Genomic DNA, 15,211 nt, shown 5'->3' on the forward strand with positions numbered 1-15,211 from the left:
ACAATGTCTGTTACTTCGGATCAGGTACAGGTGCTGTACCTAAATTAACGCTTGCTGTAGGTGTAAATTCCAATAATCCGGCGTATGTTTGCAAATATCCGGTAAGACGAACTTTTACGCCTGGATCAATTTGAAAACCTGGCGCGGTACCCGAGTAAATATTAACCCCGCTCGTATCATCTTGAATGTAATAATTGTTGTTCGTGGCTCCAATAACATTGTTTTTAATTGTAGCCACGCCTTCAATCGTGTATAACACATTTTGATTGACAGGGCTCGCTAACGTGTTCAGTCCAGTCGCATCGTTAACTCTAAGGTCTTTAATTTTAGTAATTGCAAATAAATCGATGGCTACTTTATCGCTCTCACTATTGATGCCATCCTTAGCAGTAACATAAACCTTTTTTACGGAATCCGTATTGGTAAACGTCATGCTGAATGAACCATTTGCTGCAGCCGTTACAGTGTTTACTGAAGTTGGCGAATTGGCATCCAGATAAAGGGAAACGGTAGAGTTGGCTGCTACTGCACCAGCCGAACCTGAAACAGTTGTTAACGTACTGAACACGATATTATTGATAACCGGATTACCTGTTTTCATCGGTATTGGTTTAATATCGGCATCTTGTACCGTTACATCAACCCAATCGGTTATTTTGCTTTGAGTATCCACTCTTACGATGAAAATATGCTGACCGCTTGTTACGGCAATATCCGTAGCTGCTGTCAGGTTATTCGTGTAAGCAGTTGGCGGGTCTCCCGCATACGGCTGCTTTTGTGACCCTGCCGCGCCTACGACATATTTCAACGTTCCACTTGGGACAACTGATGCTTGTGTTGTTCCGTTCGCTGTTCCTTTCGCCCATGTAAATCCTGTTAATGCCCCAGCTGCTGGTGCAGTTGCAGGTTTAATGTTCGTATCCTGAACCGCGATATCAGCCCAATCAGTAACTTTATTTTGTGCATCAATTCTAGAAATATAGATGTGCTGCCCGCTTGTAACTGGGATGTCAACACCTACTGTAGGACCATAAGTATTCGATGTTACCGTATCACCAACATTAGGTTGTGTTTGTCCCGCCGCGCCTACTGTATATTTCAGCGTTCCGCTTGGAACAACAGTGGCTGCCGTCGAGCCGATTGCACTACCTTGTGCCCAGGTAAAGCCTGTTAAAGTAGGGGCTGGTGTTGCTGGTGCTAACACACCCTCTGTAGCATTGACAATAATATCGTCTATCCTATTTGTACCTGTAGTTGCCACTGTTTTGGGTGCTGCATCTGTGCTGTTAATGGCAACTGTGGAAGTATTAAGCCATCTAATATAAACCATCGGTTGGTTTTCGGTCTGAGAAGGTAACGGGAGATTACTTACCACCCCTGTAGTCCAATCAGTTGCTACATTAAATGATCCATTCGGGACATCGGTCCAGCCTGAAGTACCATTTAAACTATATTGAACTTTAAATTCTCTGGGACCAGTACTTGAGCCGTATTGTTTTGACGATAGTGTTATTTTCGAATAACCCGTTGTAACAAATGATGCTAGCCAATATCCACCGCCAGCCCCGCCACCTGCCGGCCAGGTATTTGCATTGATAGCTTTGTCCGCTCCACCGGTTACACCGGCTTGATAGGTGGATAGTATTGCTCCATTAATTGATACATCGCTGGCGCTACTCGATAGTATTCCACCGGTAGGTGTTGGCGCCGAACCATTGAAATCCCATTTAGCTAAAGTGACCGTATCTCCTGGAGCAGCGTTAGCGGCTAACGGTACCATCATAGTGAAAAGCATAACAAAAACCATAGCTAAGCTATACCACTTTTTATACTTCCCTATCTTTTTAAACATCAGGCCTTACCTCCTTTATAAAATCGCACAACAAAAAAACCATCACAAGAAACGCCGCCATGACCTCTATCAATCGCGCCTCGCCAAAAGCCTATTGATAGCTGTGTAAATCTACACGGTATTATTTTACAACCTACCCCCTCAATAGAATTGCATCAATCAAGACCCAAATGATAGCGCTTTCCCCTTCAAAAGGTAAATCTTCTCACAACTGTAAAATATTCGAACATTTGCAAAAGATCGATTTTACAATTGATACTATCAATATAATTCATTGTTCTTTCGAAGTAAACAATTTTTCAACTTCTTAATCCCATTTTAAACTTCATTTGTTTACTGTATGTTAGCATAGCATTAAGGGATTGTTAAGACTATTATCAGTAAAGTTTTAATATTTGGAATTCGGCCTTATCGAATAATGTAATCTATGCAAGATACCAATAATCTTAAGCTAAATTCGATTTTATTGAAATTTAGACCAAAATAATATTTACATTTGTTCATACGATCAGATATGATGAGAATATGTGAAGAAGGAGGTTACACATTGCCAAATTTCCAACGCATTTTTCTTATAGTATTAGATAGTGTAGGTATTGGAGAACTTCCTGATGCTGACCAATATAGCGATATTGGCGCTCATACTTTGGGACATATCGCCGAAACTATGCATGGTTTGCACCTACCGAATATGGCTGCTCTCGGACTTGGGAATATTGAAGACTTAAAAGGAGTTTCCCCATCTGCTTCACCCAAAGGGCATTATGGCAAAATGAATGAAATATCTGTAGGCAAAGATACGACGACCGGACATTGGGAGCTTATGGGGTTAAAAGTTGAGGTACCGTTTCAAACCTATCCCGAGGGATTTCCCACTCCGCTCATTCAAGCTTTCGAACAGCGAATTGGGCGAAAAGTGATTGGCAATAAACCTGCATCAGGTACAGAGATCTTGGATGAATACGGCAGACTTCACCTGGAGACGGGAGGCGTCATTGTGTATACATCCGCTGATAGCGTGTTGCAAATCGCTGCGCACGAAAACGTTATTCCTCTTGAAGAGCTCTACCATATTTGTGAAATAGCCCGGGAACTTACGCTCGTGGATGAGTATTTCGTTGGACGTATCATTGCCAGACCCTTCCTAGGTGATCCAGGGTCCTGGGAACGCACCTCGAACCGCAGAGACTATTCCGTCAAGCCTCTCGGACCGACCGTTATGAACGCCCTGCATGAAAGCGATTTCAGTGTTATTGGAATCGGTAAAATATCAGACATCTACGCAGAAGAAGGCATCACCCAATCGATAAAAACGAAGTCCAACATGGATGGCGTAGACAAGCTTCTCCAAACGTTGGATACCGATTTCAAAGGTCTCTGCTTCACGAATCTTGTAGATTTCGACGCTAAGTATGGACATCGTCGCGATCCTCAGGGATATGGAGAAGCACTGGAGCAATTTGATGCCAGACTTCCCGAAATCTATGAAAAGCTTCGTGAAACTGATCTCTTAATCCTGACAGCCGATCACGGCAATGATCCTACGCATCATGGAACGGATCATACCCGAGAATACGTGCCTCTTCTCGTTTTTCACCATGGTATAACCGAAAGCCGTTCATTAGGTATTCGGGATTCCTTTGCCGATGTAGGAGCCACGATTGCTGATAATTTCAAGGTGTCTATGCCCTTGCACGGCGCAAGCTTCTTATCCATTACGAAATGAGGTTTCAACCATGAATCATACAAAGATCCTAGAAGCGGCTGTACATATCCTCCCCCTAATCACGAATATCAGACCCTCTATCGGTTTAATCCTCGGTTCAGGACTGGGCGCGCTTGCCGACGAAATCGTTAACGGAGTTTCGATTCCTTATGAGAGTATTCCCCATTTCCCAGTCTCAACGGTAGAAGGACATGCTGGGCGACTCGTTATTGGAGAATTAATGGGCAAGCAAGTCGTCGCGATGCAGGGCCGGTTTCATTACTATGAAGGCTATTCGCAGGAAACGATCACTTTTCCGGTCCGGGTCATGAAAGCGCTCGGCGTTAGGCAAATGATTATCACCAATGCAGCAGGTGGTTTGCATACCGGATTAAGTCAGGGGCAATTGATGCTTATTAATGATCATCTTAATTTCTCATTCGGCAATCCTTTGATCGGTCCAAATGACCCTCATCTTGGCGTACGCTTCCCAGATATGTCGAAGCCGTATTCGCCCAAGCTCATCGAATTGGCCAAAAGAGTAGCTCTAGAGCAAAATCTTACTGTTGCTGAAGGCGTCTATGCTATGATGTCAGGCCCTGCTTATGAGACCCCTGCGGAGATCAGAATGCTTCGTAAGCTAGGCAGCGATGCTGTGGGCATGTCAACCGTACCTGAGGTCATTGCAGCTCGACATGCTGATATTGATGTTCTAGGTATTTCCTGTATCACCAATATGGCTGCCGGTCTGCTGCCTCAACCTTTATCTCATGATGAGGTCATGGAAACTGCTGCCTTAGTAAAAAATTCTTTTTTAAGATATATGAAAGCCATCGTAGCTAACCTATAACATTCTATGGAGGTTTATTTATGGATAATTGGTTAATAAAACTGGACGAAGCCGCTTCTTATATTCGTGAACATATCACCGTAAAACCGGAAATCGGGATGATTCTCGGCTCAGGATTGGGTGTACTTGCAGATGAAGTCGAGAATCCGATAGCTATTCCTTATGAGAAAATCCCCCATTTTCCTACATCTACAGTTGAAGGCCATTCAGGGGAGCTCGTCATCGGACAACTGCAAGGCAAAAACGTCCTTGTGATGAAAGGACGCTTTCATTTTTATGAGGGCTACGCGATGAAGGAAGTTGTTTTCCCCGTATATGTCATGAAACGCTTGGGGATTGAAATTCTGATTGTCACTAACGCTGCAGGTGGAATGAATCCTTCATTCGCTGCGGGTGATCTCATGCTGATTACCGATCACATCAATTTCACGGGTGACAATCCGTTGATAGGGTCAAATATCGCCGAGCTTGGACCGCGTTTCCCAGACATGTCGGAAGCCTACAATCGTAAGCTGCGAGGTATGGCCGAGGCCAAAGCCGCCGAATTGAATATTCCATTGCAGCAAGGCGTATATGTCAGCATATCGGGTCCAACTTATTGCACACCGGCTGAACTGAAGATGCTGGCTGGTATCGGCGGAGACGCAATCGGCATGTCAACAGTCCCTGAAGTTATAGCCGCCAATCATTGCGGCATACAAGTGGTCGGCATTACCTGTATCACGGATATGGCCATCGGAGAGCATCTTGAGCCTTTAACACATGAGCAAGTCGTGCGCGTTGCCGCTGAAGCCAGACCTAAATTCATTGCACTTATTAAACAAATCACAGGCGGGGTGAACTAAGATGAGAATGGTCGATCTAATTGCCAAGAAAAGAGATGGTGGCGTCTTAAGCAAGCCGGAGATTGATTTCATTATTGAGGGATACACCAAGGGAGAAATTCCGGACTACCAGTTGTCCGCATGGGCCATGGCTATCTATTTTAAAGGAATGACATCGGAGGAAGTCGCTAACCTGACGATGGCGATGACCTTATCGGGGGACACCGTTGATCTATCCCAAATTGACGGCATTAAGGTAGATAAACATAGTACCGGAGGGGTTGGGGATACGACAACCATTATCCTCGCTCCTCTGGTTGCGGCAGCTGGCATTCCAGTAGCCAAAATGTCCGGCAGAGGCCTTGGCCACACGGGAGGAACAATCGACAAGCTGGAAGCCATTCCGGGTTTTCATGTCGAGCTGTCCGCGGAGGAATTCATTCATAACGTGAATGAGTTCAAAGTAGCGGTTATCGGCCAGAGCGGCAACTTAACGCCTGCGGACAAAAAACTGTACGGTCTCCGTGATGTGACGGCAACCGTGAATTCAATCCCGTTGATCGCCAGCTCGATCATGAGCAAAAAGATCGCCGCTGGCGCAGACGCCATTGTCTTGGATGTAAAGACAGGCGCTGGCGCCTTCATGAAATCACTTGATGATGCTAAGGCACTCGCTTCTGCTATGGTGGACATCGGTCGCGAGCTCGGCAGACATACCGTCGCGATCATCAGCGACATGAGCCAGCCGCTCGGCTACGCCGTAGGCAACTCCCTAGAAATTAAGGAAGCAATCGATACACTTCGCGGAGAAGGTCCAGAAGACTTAACTCGCTTGGTCCTGACATTGGGTGCGCACATGGTCGTCCTGGGCGGTAAAGCTGACAACTTCGAGCAAGCTTACAGTTTGCTCGAAGAGTTAATTCGTAGCGGCAAAGCACTCGAGACACTTAAACAGTTCGTTACAGCGCAAGGCGGAACCAGCGATGTTATCGACGATCCGAGCAAATTGCCTCAAGCCAAATATCAGATACATGTAACCGCACCTATTGACGGATATATTCATGCGATTCAAGCCGAAGAAATTGGCGTGGCCGCTATGCAATTGGGAGCCGGCAGACCCACCAAGGAGTCATCCATTGATCTGGCCGTTGGCGTCGTGCTTACGAAGAAAGTCGGGCATCCGGTTCGGCAAGGAGAGACCATTGCTATTCTCCATGCAAACCAAGAGAATGTCGCAGAGATCGCTCGGAAAATTGAGCAAGCTTTCCTCATTCAGAGCGATATCTGCGAAGAACCTGCCTTAATTTATGACATCGTCCAATAGCTTCAATGCAAAAAGTCTGGTACACCGCATCGGTGCACCACGACTTTTCTGCTTTATTTCTTTCCTGGAATTAAGATTTGTTGGCCAATAAAGATCAAATGCGGGTTTTTCAAGTTGTTGTAGGCTGCCAATTCTCTCCAATCTAGGCCATAGCTTTTCGCAATTCTCGAAAGAACATCGCCTGACTTCACGATATAAGTTTCATCCGAGGCAGCTGCATCAGTAGATGGAGTTGCTGCTGGTTGAGCCGGTACTGGTTGCGTTGGTGCTGGTGCAGCCGGAGCATCCGTTGACTTGGTTGGCTCTGGTTTTACGGAGTCCTTATCTGGTACAGAGGATTTTGCCGTCTTCATGGCAAACTTGGCAAATCCGCTCTCTTTATCCGTGCTGAGATAGGTCAGATAGTCAAGCTTCTCGGCGAATGGAATGGCTTTCGGTGAAGATTCAAACGTTACTGTAGCCTTGCCCTTGATTGGCGCTAAGGACCAGTTGTTATCCGCGGATGGATTAACCGTTCCATGATCACGAATATAGTCAATGACGATTTGACGATTCTCGTCCGGAGAACTGATCACAATTGTTTTACCGTTTGCGCCATCAAAATTACCGCCGCCGCTTGCGCGGTAGTTATTCGTAGCAACGATAAATTTCTGTTTAGGATCTACGGGCTTGCCATTGTAGCTCAAATTTTGAATACGGTTTGCTTTTGCATCCTTTATCTTCCCGGCTGTATCGTACTTTGTTGGCTGTGTGACATCAATTTGATAAGTTACACCGTCAATAACATCGAAATTATACGTTGGAAAGTTGAGATTGACTAAAGGCTGTTCACCTTCTTTATTCGGATCAATTTGGTTAAATTGTCCCGCTGACATTTCTAACCAATTTTTCAACTGCTCTCCTGTAACCAAAACAGCATTGAGTGTATTCGGATACACATAAAGATCAGCCATATTCTTCACTGCAAGGTTCCCAGCTGGGATATCCGTGTAGTAGCTGACGCCGCCGCGGCCACCGGCTTTGAACGGAGCTCCGGCCGAGAGTACAGGAATGCCGTCTAATTCCGTACCTTGAATGTGTTCTTCAACGTACCATTTTTGAGCGTTAGTTACCAACTGAATCGAAGGGTCATCTTGGATCAGAGCAAAATAACTGTTAATTGGTGCTGTCGAAGTACCTACTGGACCTCTCACATAATCCAAAGTCGCTTCATGCTCACTTTTGACGCTATTGAGCACTGATTGATCTGCGTCGACAAACGGCTTTTTATTCACTTTATCGTAAATCGGAATTACACTGGATTGTGAATCCGCAACCTTCCACTTGCCATCAACCTTTTGCAAACTAAGATCGATAACCCCTAAATTATCTCCCCAAAAACCTGGTTCGACTGCAGCAACACCGTTAATTGTTCCTTTCTTCATATCGACGCCTGCTTTTGCCAAATCTACCCCAGTTGGTCCAGCAAATTTATCCGCAGGGAAAACAACGTGTGCATGTCCGAATAGAATCGAATCAATACCAGGAACTTTACTTAATAGATAAGCCGCATTCTCTTCGCCACCTGTCGATTCAACGGTCCCAAAGCCAGTATGGGCGATCGCAACAATGATATCCGCGCCTTCTGCCTTCATTTTAGGGACGAATTTATTAGCTGATTCAACGATATCCTTAGCGGTGACTTTTCCTTCAAGGTTAGCTTTATCCCACTGCGTAACCTGAGGAGGTACGAAGCCGATCACGCCGACTTTCAATTTTTGCTCTTGTCCTTTTTCATCTACAAAAGTACGATCCAATAGAATATAAGGTGTAAAATAATTTTTGCCACTTTTGTCATCTATGTACACGTTGGAATTGACATATGGAAATTTAGCGCCTTTTAGACTGCGCTGCAAGAAATCAAGACCATAGTTAAATTCGTGGTTTCCGATATTCCCTGCGTCATAGTTAAGTAGATTCATAGCTTTATATACAGGATGAGTCTCGCCGTCTTTTAACGGCTTGATTTTTGCCATGAGATCGCCAAGCGGATTCCCTTGAAGGAGATCGCCATTGTCGAAAAGCAGGCTGTTTTTGGCTTCTTTTCGATACTTATTGATTAAAGTTGCTGTTTTCGCTAAGCCAAACTCGTCTGTTGAGCTGTCTTTGTAATAATCGTAATTCACAATGTTCGCATGAATGTCCGTCGTTTCCATGATACGTAATTTTAGCTCAGGACCTTTCGCTTCATCAGCTGAAGCCATGGTCATTGGCGCAACTAGCATTGCGCATGTCAAGGATGCTGTTAAACCATTACGTAAATAAAGCGCTTTCTTTTTCAAATGCAATTCCTCCTTGAAATTAATTAACCTACGTTCATTAAATGACAGACGAAACCTTTATTTCTTATACTCTCTATTTCCCATCGACAACCTCCCACTCATAAAGGAATAAATTCAAATCAACCTCTCCTTACAACTGGTTCATTTGTAAAATATAGTTTTTACATTTGATACACTAAATATAAGACAAAGTTATTGTTATTGTAAATACTTTTCCAAAAAATTAACCAATATTAACCTAATTAATCCTCGACTAGCGAATCCCCTTCGATAATATACTTCATAATCGTCAACGAACTGAAATTTATTTAAAATAAAAAAGTAACAATTGTTCATATATTAAAATATTATCAACACTTTACCAATATGTAAAAATATCTGAAGCAAAAAAAGGAGATTGTTCCGATTACTGTTAAAATAACCTCACTATGAAAGTAGGAGGAAAGCAGTATGAGGGGCAGGAGAAGCCTTGTCCCATCAGCCTCGGCTAATGCCGAGAGGCTACTGAATAGGTAGGAGGGTGGTTGGACAATAGGTTGATGTAGTTTGCATACTTCGTAATATTCATTACGATTTACTGACAGCTGCGTCTCTTGCATTTCTCCTAACGGGTGCTGCGTCTGCGTGGGCAGACATCTATGAGAATCCCAATGTGAATGGTTATAGCACGACTAACACGTATATTAGCAGCACGAATTTAAATTATGGAACGACCACAAATAACCAAATCGTTGATTTTTGGAATTTTACGAATGATTCGAATACCACGCATACGGTTACTTTTTGTTCACTTCAGGTTCCACCGAATGGGCCAATCCCTAATAATTTAGTGTTCGTGTAGACCAGATCCACATTGGAGATACAGCAGAAACTGTCTGCGTGTTTACAGCCTGACTGTCATAGTAATAATCCTGCATATGCATATTCGAAAGCTCCATGTCCTTCATCCCCGTCTGAATCGATGGGTTGGCAGAGGCATCCCTAAGCGTTTGCTCGGACAGACGTCGATTCCCGAACAACTAACTCCGGCCGAAGCACAATCCGTTGTTTCACCATCTGCTCCTGCTCCAATTCTTGAATTAGGAGATCGACCACCAGTTTCCCCATATGCTCCATCGGTTGAGCAATGGACGTCAACGGTGGATCTGTAACGGAAGCTAGAATTGTATTGTCAAAACTAACAATCGAAAGGTCCTTTGGAATTTGAATCCCCAGTTCTTTAGCAGCTTGGAGTGCACCGACCGCCAACATATCGTTGCAGCAAAATAAAGCGGTAGGACGATTCGCTTGTTGAAACAGCTCCAATGCTTTTCTTTTGCCGTCTTCCATTTTATAATCGCAAATCCTCAAATTTTCATCGATGAAGGAAAGCCCTTCGTCTTTCAGAGCTTGCTTGAAGCCCCTCACCCTTTCGCGGCTGCTGCTAACCTTGCTGCTTTCCGACAATATCGCAAAGCTGGCGTGGCCAAGCTCAAGCAGATGTTTGGCCGCATGTGCCCCGCCAAAAAAATCATCGACGACAACAGTGTGAACCGATTCCGAAGAGACCTCCCTTGCGATCATCGCAACCGGAATCGATTTGGCAAGAAGTCGGCTCAATATCTCCGTGTTTTCAATCCCCGTGCCGATAATAATCCCATCTACACTTTTTTGCTCCAGCAAGGCCAAATATTTCTCAGCTCGCTCGTCTTGATTGTCGGTACTGCAAATGATAACGCTATAACCGCGATGACGTCCCTGATCCTCAACGGCGCGGGCAATCTCCGCAAAAAATGGATTCGAGATATCAGGGAGAAGCAGTCCAATCGTAAATGTCTTTTTTCCTGTTAATGCAGCCGCTATCACACTAGGCTGATATTGCAGCCGCTCCATAATTTTAAAAATTTCGTCGCGTCTCTTTTTGCTAAGCTTGCCCTTGCCATTAACCGCATTGGAAACGGTGGCAATCGAAACTCCGGCTTCTCGAGCCACATCATAAATGGTAGCCTTCATCATTAATTCCTCATTCATTGGCAATGCTGAAAAGGGATGATTCCTCATCCCCCTTCAAGCATTTAGGATACTAATAGAATATATCTTCCCCTATTATTTGTCGATTGGTTTCGACATCACCCATGCGTGTGCAGGATCGTTATGGAATTTCCAAGTTCTTACAGGCCCTGCCATTACGTTTAGATAGTAAACGTCATATCCTGCGGCGCAGATACTGGATGATAGCCTCGTGGCACCAGCACCGCTTGCCCATCGCGTACAATCAAGGTTTCGTCCAAATCTCCCTCATCCGTATAAACCCGTTGAACGGCAAAACCTTGCTCCGGCTTTACATGATAATAATACGTTTCTTCCAGAAGCGATTCGTCCGGCAGCGCATCTCGATCATGCTTATGAGGCGGATAGCTCGACCAATGGCCATTCGGTGTGAACACTTCTACAACCAATAAGCTGTCTGCCGCTTCCTTTTCAGGTAAAATATTATGAACGAGTCTTTCTATGTTTCCATATCCGCGAACTTCTACGCCAACTTCACTCGGTAAAATCAGTCGCGCTTTATGATTCCCTTTTCCGGGAGCCTGGCAAACAGCCAATTCCAGATTCGTCAGAGCGGTGACCTCATAATAATCGTCATTGGGCACATACACGGAATAGGGAGGTGTTTTTTCAAATACATCCATTCTTTTTCCAATTTCGTTCCATGTTTCTTTTACGGTAGAAACATTTGCTTTTCCGCTTATTAAAACCAGACATACTTCCTGATCTCCGGTCTCATTGCGCAAAGATTGTCCTGCTTGCAGGTTAAATACTTGAAATCCGACATAACTCCAATCTGCGGAATCAGGAGTAATCTCAAGGACATTGCCCCTATCATCGGGTATCGTTTTTGCCGGTACAATTAAATCCGCCATCGCAGTGCTAACCTCCCTAGGCTTTTACAGACTGTTGAATCGAAAGTTCAAGCGCTTCGGCCAGTTTTACAGGTCTTTTCAGCTGTACGGACAAGTTGGCTGCTAATGCCGTTAACTCTGCTTGAAATCCGTCATTCCCGTCTACGGGCACTTGTTGATCTTGTAAAATGCATGTGATGAACAATTTCGTTTCTTCCACGTAAGCTTCGTTATATCTTTCCAAGAAAAAGTTCAGTGGTTTATCGCGCGTAATTCCCTCAGCTGTGCTGATTTCTGCTGTATTCGGGTGATCGTTCGTAATGCCCACGCTGCCTTTTGACCCAAATACTTCTACACGTTGATCATAGCCGTAAACCGCTTGACGGCTGTTATCGATGACGCCGATGGCGCCATTCTTAAAACGAAGCGTTGCAATTGCTGTATCCAAGTCCCCATGAGTTGCGAAAGCAAGATTAATCAGTACGTTCCCATGAGCATATACCTCTTCAATCTCGCTGCCTGACACATAACGTGCCATATCAAAGTCATGAATCATCATATCCTTGAAAATGCCGCCGGATACCTTAATGTAATCCTCATGCGGAGGATTGGGATCACGGGACGTAATTTTAATGATATGCGGTTCGCCGACAGTCCCGTTCTGTACAAGCTCACGCACACGTTTGAAATTGTGGTCAAACCGTCGGTTAAATCCGATTTGCAGCTTAACACCCGCATCTGCAACAGCTTTAAGCGCTTCTTGGGTTTGGCGAATATCCATACTGATCGGCTTTTCACAGAAAATGTGCTTGCCAGCGGCAGCGGCTTGTATAATAAGCGGAACATGAGTATCCGTAGATGAGCAGATAAATACCGCGTCAATATCAGGGTTCGCCATAATGTCATTGCTGTCGGTTGTTATTTGATTAATTCCTCTCACAGCAGCCCATGCTTCCAATTCAGGTCCCGCGAACAGGTCGCTTATTGCAACAATTTGCACCTGCGGCAACCGAAGCAAATTATCCGCATGAATTTTACCGATTCTGCCTGCGCCTATCATACCAATTCTGATCGTCTTCATGATCCTACATGACCTCCCGCTTTTCCTGAGCTTCCAAACAACTTCATTTTCTTTTGCACCATAGCTTGAATCGCCTTCCCCGCAGGGATTAAATAATTCCGCGGATCGTACGCATGAGGATTCTCGTTAAGGAAACTGCGGATGGCTTCCGTACACGCCATTTGATTATCTGTATTCACATTAATCTTGCAGCTTCCGAGCGAAATGGCCCTGCGGATTTCATCGTCCGGCAGACCGCTGCCGCCGTGAAGCACCAATGGTAATCCAGTTTGTCTCTGAATTTCACCCATTCGGTCGAATCCAAGCTTAGGCTGGCCGCGATATGGACCATGAACAGAGCCTAGCGCTGGCGCAAGACAGTCGATGCCAGTCTCACGCACGAATTGAACGCATTCCTCTACCACAGCGTACATGCCCTCGGCTTCGTCTACGACCAGATCGTCTTCCCGCCCTGTGATTCTTCCAAGCTCTGCTTCTACGGAAGCGCCCAGCACATGAGCCACCTCTGTGACGCGTTTGGTCACTTCAATGTTGTGCTCCAGAGGATGGTGAGAATCATCAATCATCACCGAGGTAAAACCGGCATGCAGCGCCTGAATGCAGACCTCATACGTTGAACCGTGGTCCAAATGCAGCGCTACAGGCACGGTAATGCCATAATGCTCGATCAGCGACTTGACCATTCCTGCGATAGTGGGAAGTCCGCCCATATACGGAATATAAGCTTCGCTTACTCCCAGAATGACGGGCGACTGTTCCTCTTGCGCAGCACGAAGAATCGCTTGCGTAAATTCCAGATTGTTCAGATTAAACTGTCCGACTGCATAGCCTTCATCCAATGCCTTAAGCATCATTTCTTTCATAGAAACTAGTGCCATATGGGTGAACTCCTTCATATTCCGGCTTTATATCCCGACTACCAGCGGGTTGTAACCATTTTCTTGCGCGTGTAGAATTCCACACCATCCGTGCCGTTCGCATGGAGGTCGCCGTAAAACGATTTTTTCCAACCGGAGAATGGGAAAAAGGCCATTGGTGCAGGTACGCCAAGATTAACACCTAACATGCCCGCATCAATCGTTTCGCGGAATTGACGGACATTTCCGCCGCTTTTTGTGAACAAGCAAGCGCCATTAGCCAACTCCGAACGATTGGCAAGATCGATAGCCTCTTCCAGGGTGTCCACTCTGACGATGGACAAGACAGGAGCAAAAATTTCGTCTTCCCAAATTTTCATGCCGCCTTGTACGTGATCAAAAATAGTGGGTCCCACAAAGTATCCCTCTCCGCTTGACGCAGCGTCTTTACGCCCATCACGAAGCAGGATTGCGCCTTCGTTTTCACCGATTTCAATATATTTCAATGTCCGTTCTTTATGTGAACCGCGAATGACAGGGCCGAGGAAGATTCCGTCTTCCGAGCCGTTTCCAATCGTGATTTGATTAGCAGCTTCCATCAGCCTGTTCACCAGCGTATCTCCGATCTCGCCTACAGCGACAACTACGGAGCACGCCATACAGCGCTCGCCTGCCGAACCGAACGAAGCATTGATGATCTCTTTAACCGTCAGATCCAAATCCGCATCCGGCATGACGATGGAGTGATTTTTCGCACCGGCCAACGCCTGCACACGCTTGCCGTGGGCAGATGCCGTTTTGTAGACGTACTCCGCTACAGGCTGAGAGCCTACGAAAGAAACGGCTTTAATTTCTTTATGCTCCAAAATGCCATTCACGACTTCATGAGCGCCGTGAACAATATTGAACACGCCATCAGGCAATCCGGCTTCTTTGAACAGTTCCGCAAGACGGTTAGCCAGCAGCGGGGTGCGTTCGGACGGCTTCATCACGAACGTGTTGCCGCAGGCAATAGCGAGCGGGAACATCCAACAAGGGACCATCATCGGGAAGTTGAATGGCGTAATGCCGCCGACAACGCCAACCGGATATCGGTACATACCGGATTCCAAGTTAGAGGCAATATCAGGCAGCTGCTTGCCCATCATGAGCGTTGGAGCACCAGCCGCAAATTCCACGCACTCGATTCCGCGCAGCACTTCACCATAAGCTTCGCTGTAGCTTTTGCCGTTTTCCATCGTGACCAGCCTCGCCAACTCTTCCCAGTGGTCGACAAGCAATTGCTGGTATTTGAACAAAATTCTCGCTCTGCGCGGAACCGGCGTACGGCTCCATTGCACAAAAGCTTGCTTCGCGTTTTCAACAGCGCGGTCTACATCTTCCTGAACGGACATGGGCACATAGGCCAATACTTCTTCCGTAGCTGGGTTAACTACAGGCTCGTTTTTTGTGGATACGGAATCAACCCAAGCGCCACCGATCCAATTTTTCAATAGTTGTGTCATTGTGGTGTTC

Annotated in this window: 10 protein-coding genes and 1 pseudogene; 4 read left to right on the forward strand and 7 right to left on the reverse strand. The window is 45.7% G+C overall.

Annotated elements, in window-relative coordinates:
- Positions 1-10 precede the first annotated feature (10 nt).
- On the reverse strand, positions 11-1,852 hold the full coding sequence (locus tag FU659_RS18575; RefSeq protein ID WP_147948943.1) for a hypothetical protein: 1,842 nt from the start codon (positions 1,850-1,852) through the stop codon (positions 11-13).
- Between the two features lie 547 nt (positions 1,853-2,399).
- On the opposite strand from FU659_RS18575, the gene deoB reads away from it, so the two are divergent.
- Genes deoB through FU659_RS18595 form a run of 4 tightly spaced genes read left to right on the forward strand, consistent with a single transcriptional unit; the run spans position 2,400 to position 6,555 of the window.
- Positions 2,400-3,578: a phosphopentomutase gene (gene deoB, locus FU659_RS18580; RefSeq protein WP_261807904.1), complete on the forward strand. Its 1,179-nt coding sequence runs from the start codon at positions 2,400-2,402 to the stop codon at positions 3,576-3,578.
- Positions 3,579-3,588: 10 nt separating this feature from the next.
- Positions 3,589-4,407, forward strand: coding sequence for a purine-nucleoside phosphorylase (locus tag FU659_RS18585; protein WP_147948944.1), 819 nt, complete (start codon positions 3,589-3,591; stop codon positions 4,405-4,407).
- A gap of 20 nt (positions 4,408-4,427) precedes the next feature.
- A complete protein-coding gene (locus tag FU659_RS18590) occupies positions 4,428-5,252 on the forward strand; it encodes a purine-nucleoside phosphorylase (RefSeq protein ID WP_147948945.1) in 825 nt (274 codons plus the stop codon).
- A 1-nt stretch (position 5,253) separates the two neighbouring features.
- Positions 5,254-6,555, forward strand: coding sequence for a pyrimidine-nucleoside phosphorylase (locus tag FU659_RS18595; protein WP_147948946.1), 1,302 nt, complete (start codon positions 5,254-5,256; stop codon positions 6,553-6,555).
- Between the two features lie 53 nt (positions 6,556-6,608).
- Here the strand turns inward: FU659_RS18595 and FU659_RS18600 are convergent, their stop codons facing one another.
- The 6 genes and pseudogenes from FU659_RS18600 to FU659_RS18625 all read right to left on the reverse strand — a co-directional run bounded on the left by FU659_RS18600 (position 6,609) and on the right by FU659_RS18625 (position 15,201).
- Positions 6,609-8,819, reverse strand: coding sequence for a bifunctional 2',3'-cyclic-nucleotide 2'-phosphodiesterase/3'-nucleotidase (locus FU659_RS18600; protein ID WP_147948966.1), 2,211 nt, complete (start codon positions 8,817-8,819; stop codon positions 6,609-6,611).
- 1,038 nt (positions 8,820-9,857) lie between these two features.
- Entirely contained in the window at positions 9,858-10,868 is a 1,011-nt protein-coding gene (locus FU659_RS18605) for a LacI family DNA-binding transcriptional regulator (RefSeq protein WP_147948967.1), read from the reverse strand.
- A gap of 93 nt (positions 10,869-10,961) precedes the next feature.
- Positions 10,962-11,779, reverse strand: a pseudogene (gene iolB, locus FU659_RS18610) (5-deoxy-glucuronate isomerase).
- A 16-nt stretch (positions 11,780-11,795) separates the two neighbouring features.
- The gene (gene iolG / locus FU659_RS18615) at positions 11,796-12,839 is read right to left on the reverse strand and encodes an inositol 2-dehydrogenase (RefSeq protein ID WP_147948947.1); all 1,044 of its coding nucleotides are present in this window, start codon (positions 12,837-12,839) and stop codon (positions 11,796-11,798) included.
- Complete coding sequence (fba, locus tag FU659_RS18620) at positions 12,836-13,717, reverse strand: class II fructose-1,6-bisphosphate aldolase (RefSeq protein ID WP_147948948.1); 882 nt, start codon at positions 13,715-13,717, stop codon at positions 12,836-12,838. The genes iolG and fba overlap by 4 nt, the downstream gene beginning before the upstream one ends.
- A gap of 38 nt (positions 13,718-13,755) precedes the next feature.
- Complete coding sequence (locus FU659_RS18625; protein WP_147948949.1) at positions 13,756-15,201, reverse strand: CoA-acylating methylmalonate-semialdehyde dehydrogenase; 1,446 nt, start codon at positions 15,199-15,201, stop codon at positions 13,756-13,758.
- Between the last annotated feature and the right edge of the window lie 10 nt (positions 15,202-15,211).

The organism is Paenibacillus sp. N3.4, from assembly GCF_008017805.1.
Lineage (GTDB): Bacteria > Bacillota > Bacilli > Paenibacillales > NBRC-103111 > Paenibacillus_E.

Coding starts and splice junctions, on each gene's coding strand:
- FU659_RS18600 (WP_147948966.1), bottom strand. CDS start 8,819: ATGCTAGTTGCGCCAATGACCATGGCTTCAGCTGATGAAGCGAAAGGT.
- FU659_RS18595 (WP_147948946.1), top strand. CDS start 5,254: ATGAGAATGGTCGATCTAATTGCCAAGAAAAGAGATGGTGGCGTCTTA.
- iolG (WP_147948947.1), bottom strand. CDS start 12,839: ATGAAGACGATCAGAATTGGTATGATAGGCGCAGGCAGAATCGGTAAA.
- FU659_RS18585 (WP_147948944.1), top strand. CDS start 3,589: ATGAATCATACAAAGATCCTAGAAGCGGCTGTACATATCCTCCCCCTA.
- FU659_RS18590 (WP_147948945.1), top strand. CDS start 4,428: ATGGATAATTGGTTAATAAAACTGGACGAAGCCGCTTCTTATATTCGT.
- FU659_RS18575 (WP_147948943.1), bottom strand. CDS start 1,852: ATGTTTAAAAAGATAGGGAAGTATAAAAAGTGGTATAGCTTAGCTATG.
- FU659_RS18605 (WP_147948967.1), bottom strand. CDS start 10,868: ATGAAGGCTACCATTTATGATGTGGCTCGAGAAGCCGGAGTTTCGATT.
- FU659_RS18625 (WP_147948949.1), bottom strand. CDS start 15,201: ATGACACAACTATTGAAAAATTGGATCGGTGGCGCTTGGGTTGATTCC.
- fba (WP_147948948.1), bottom strand. CDS start 13,717: ATGGCACTAGTTTCTATGAAAGAAATGATGCTTAAGGCATTGGATGAA.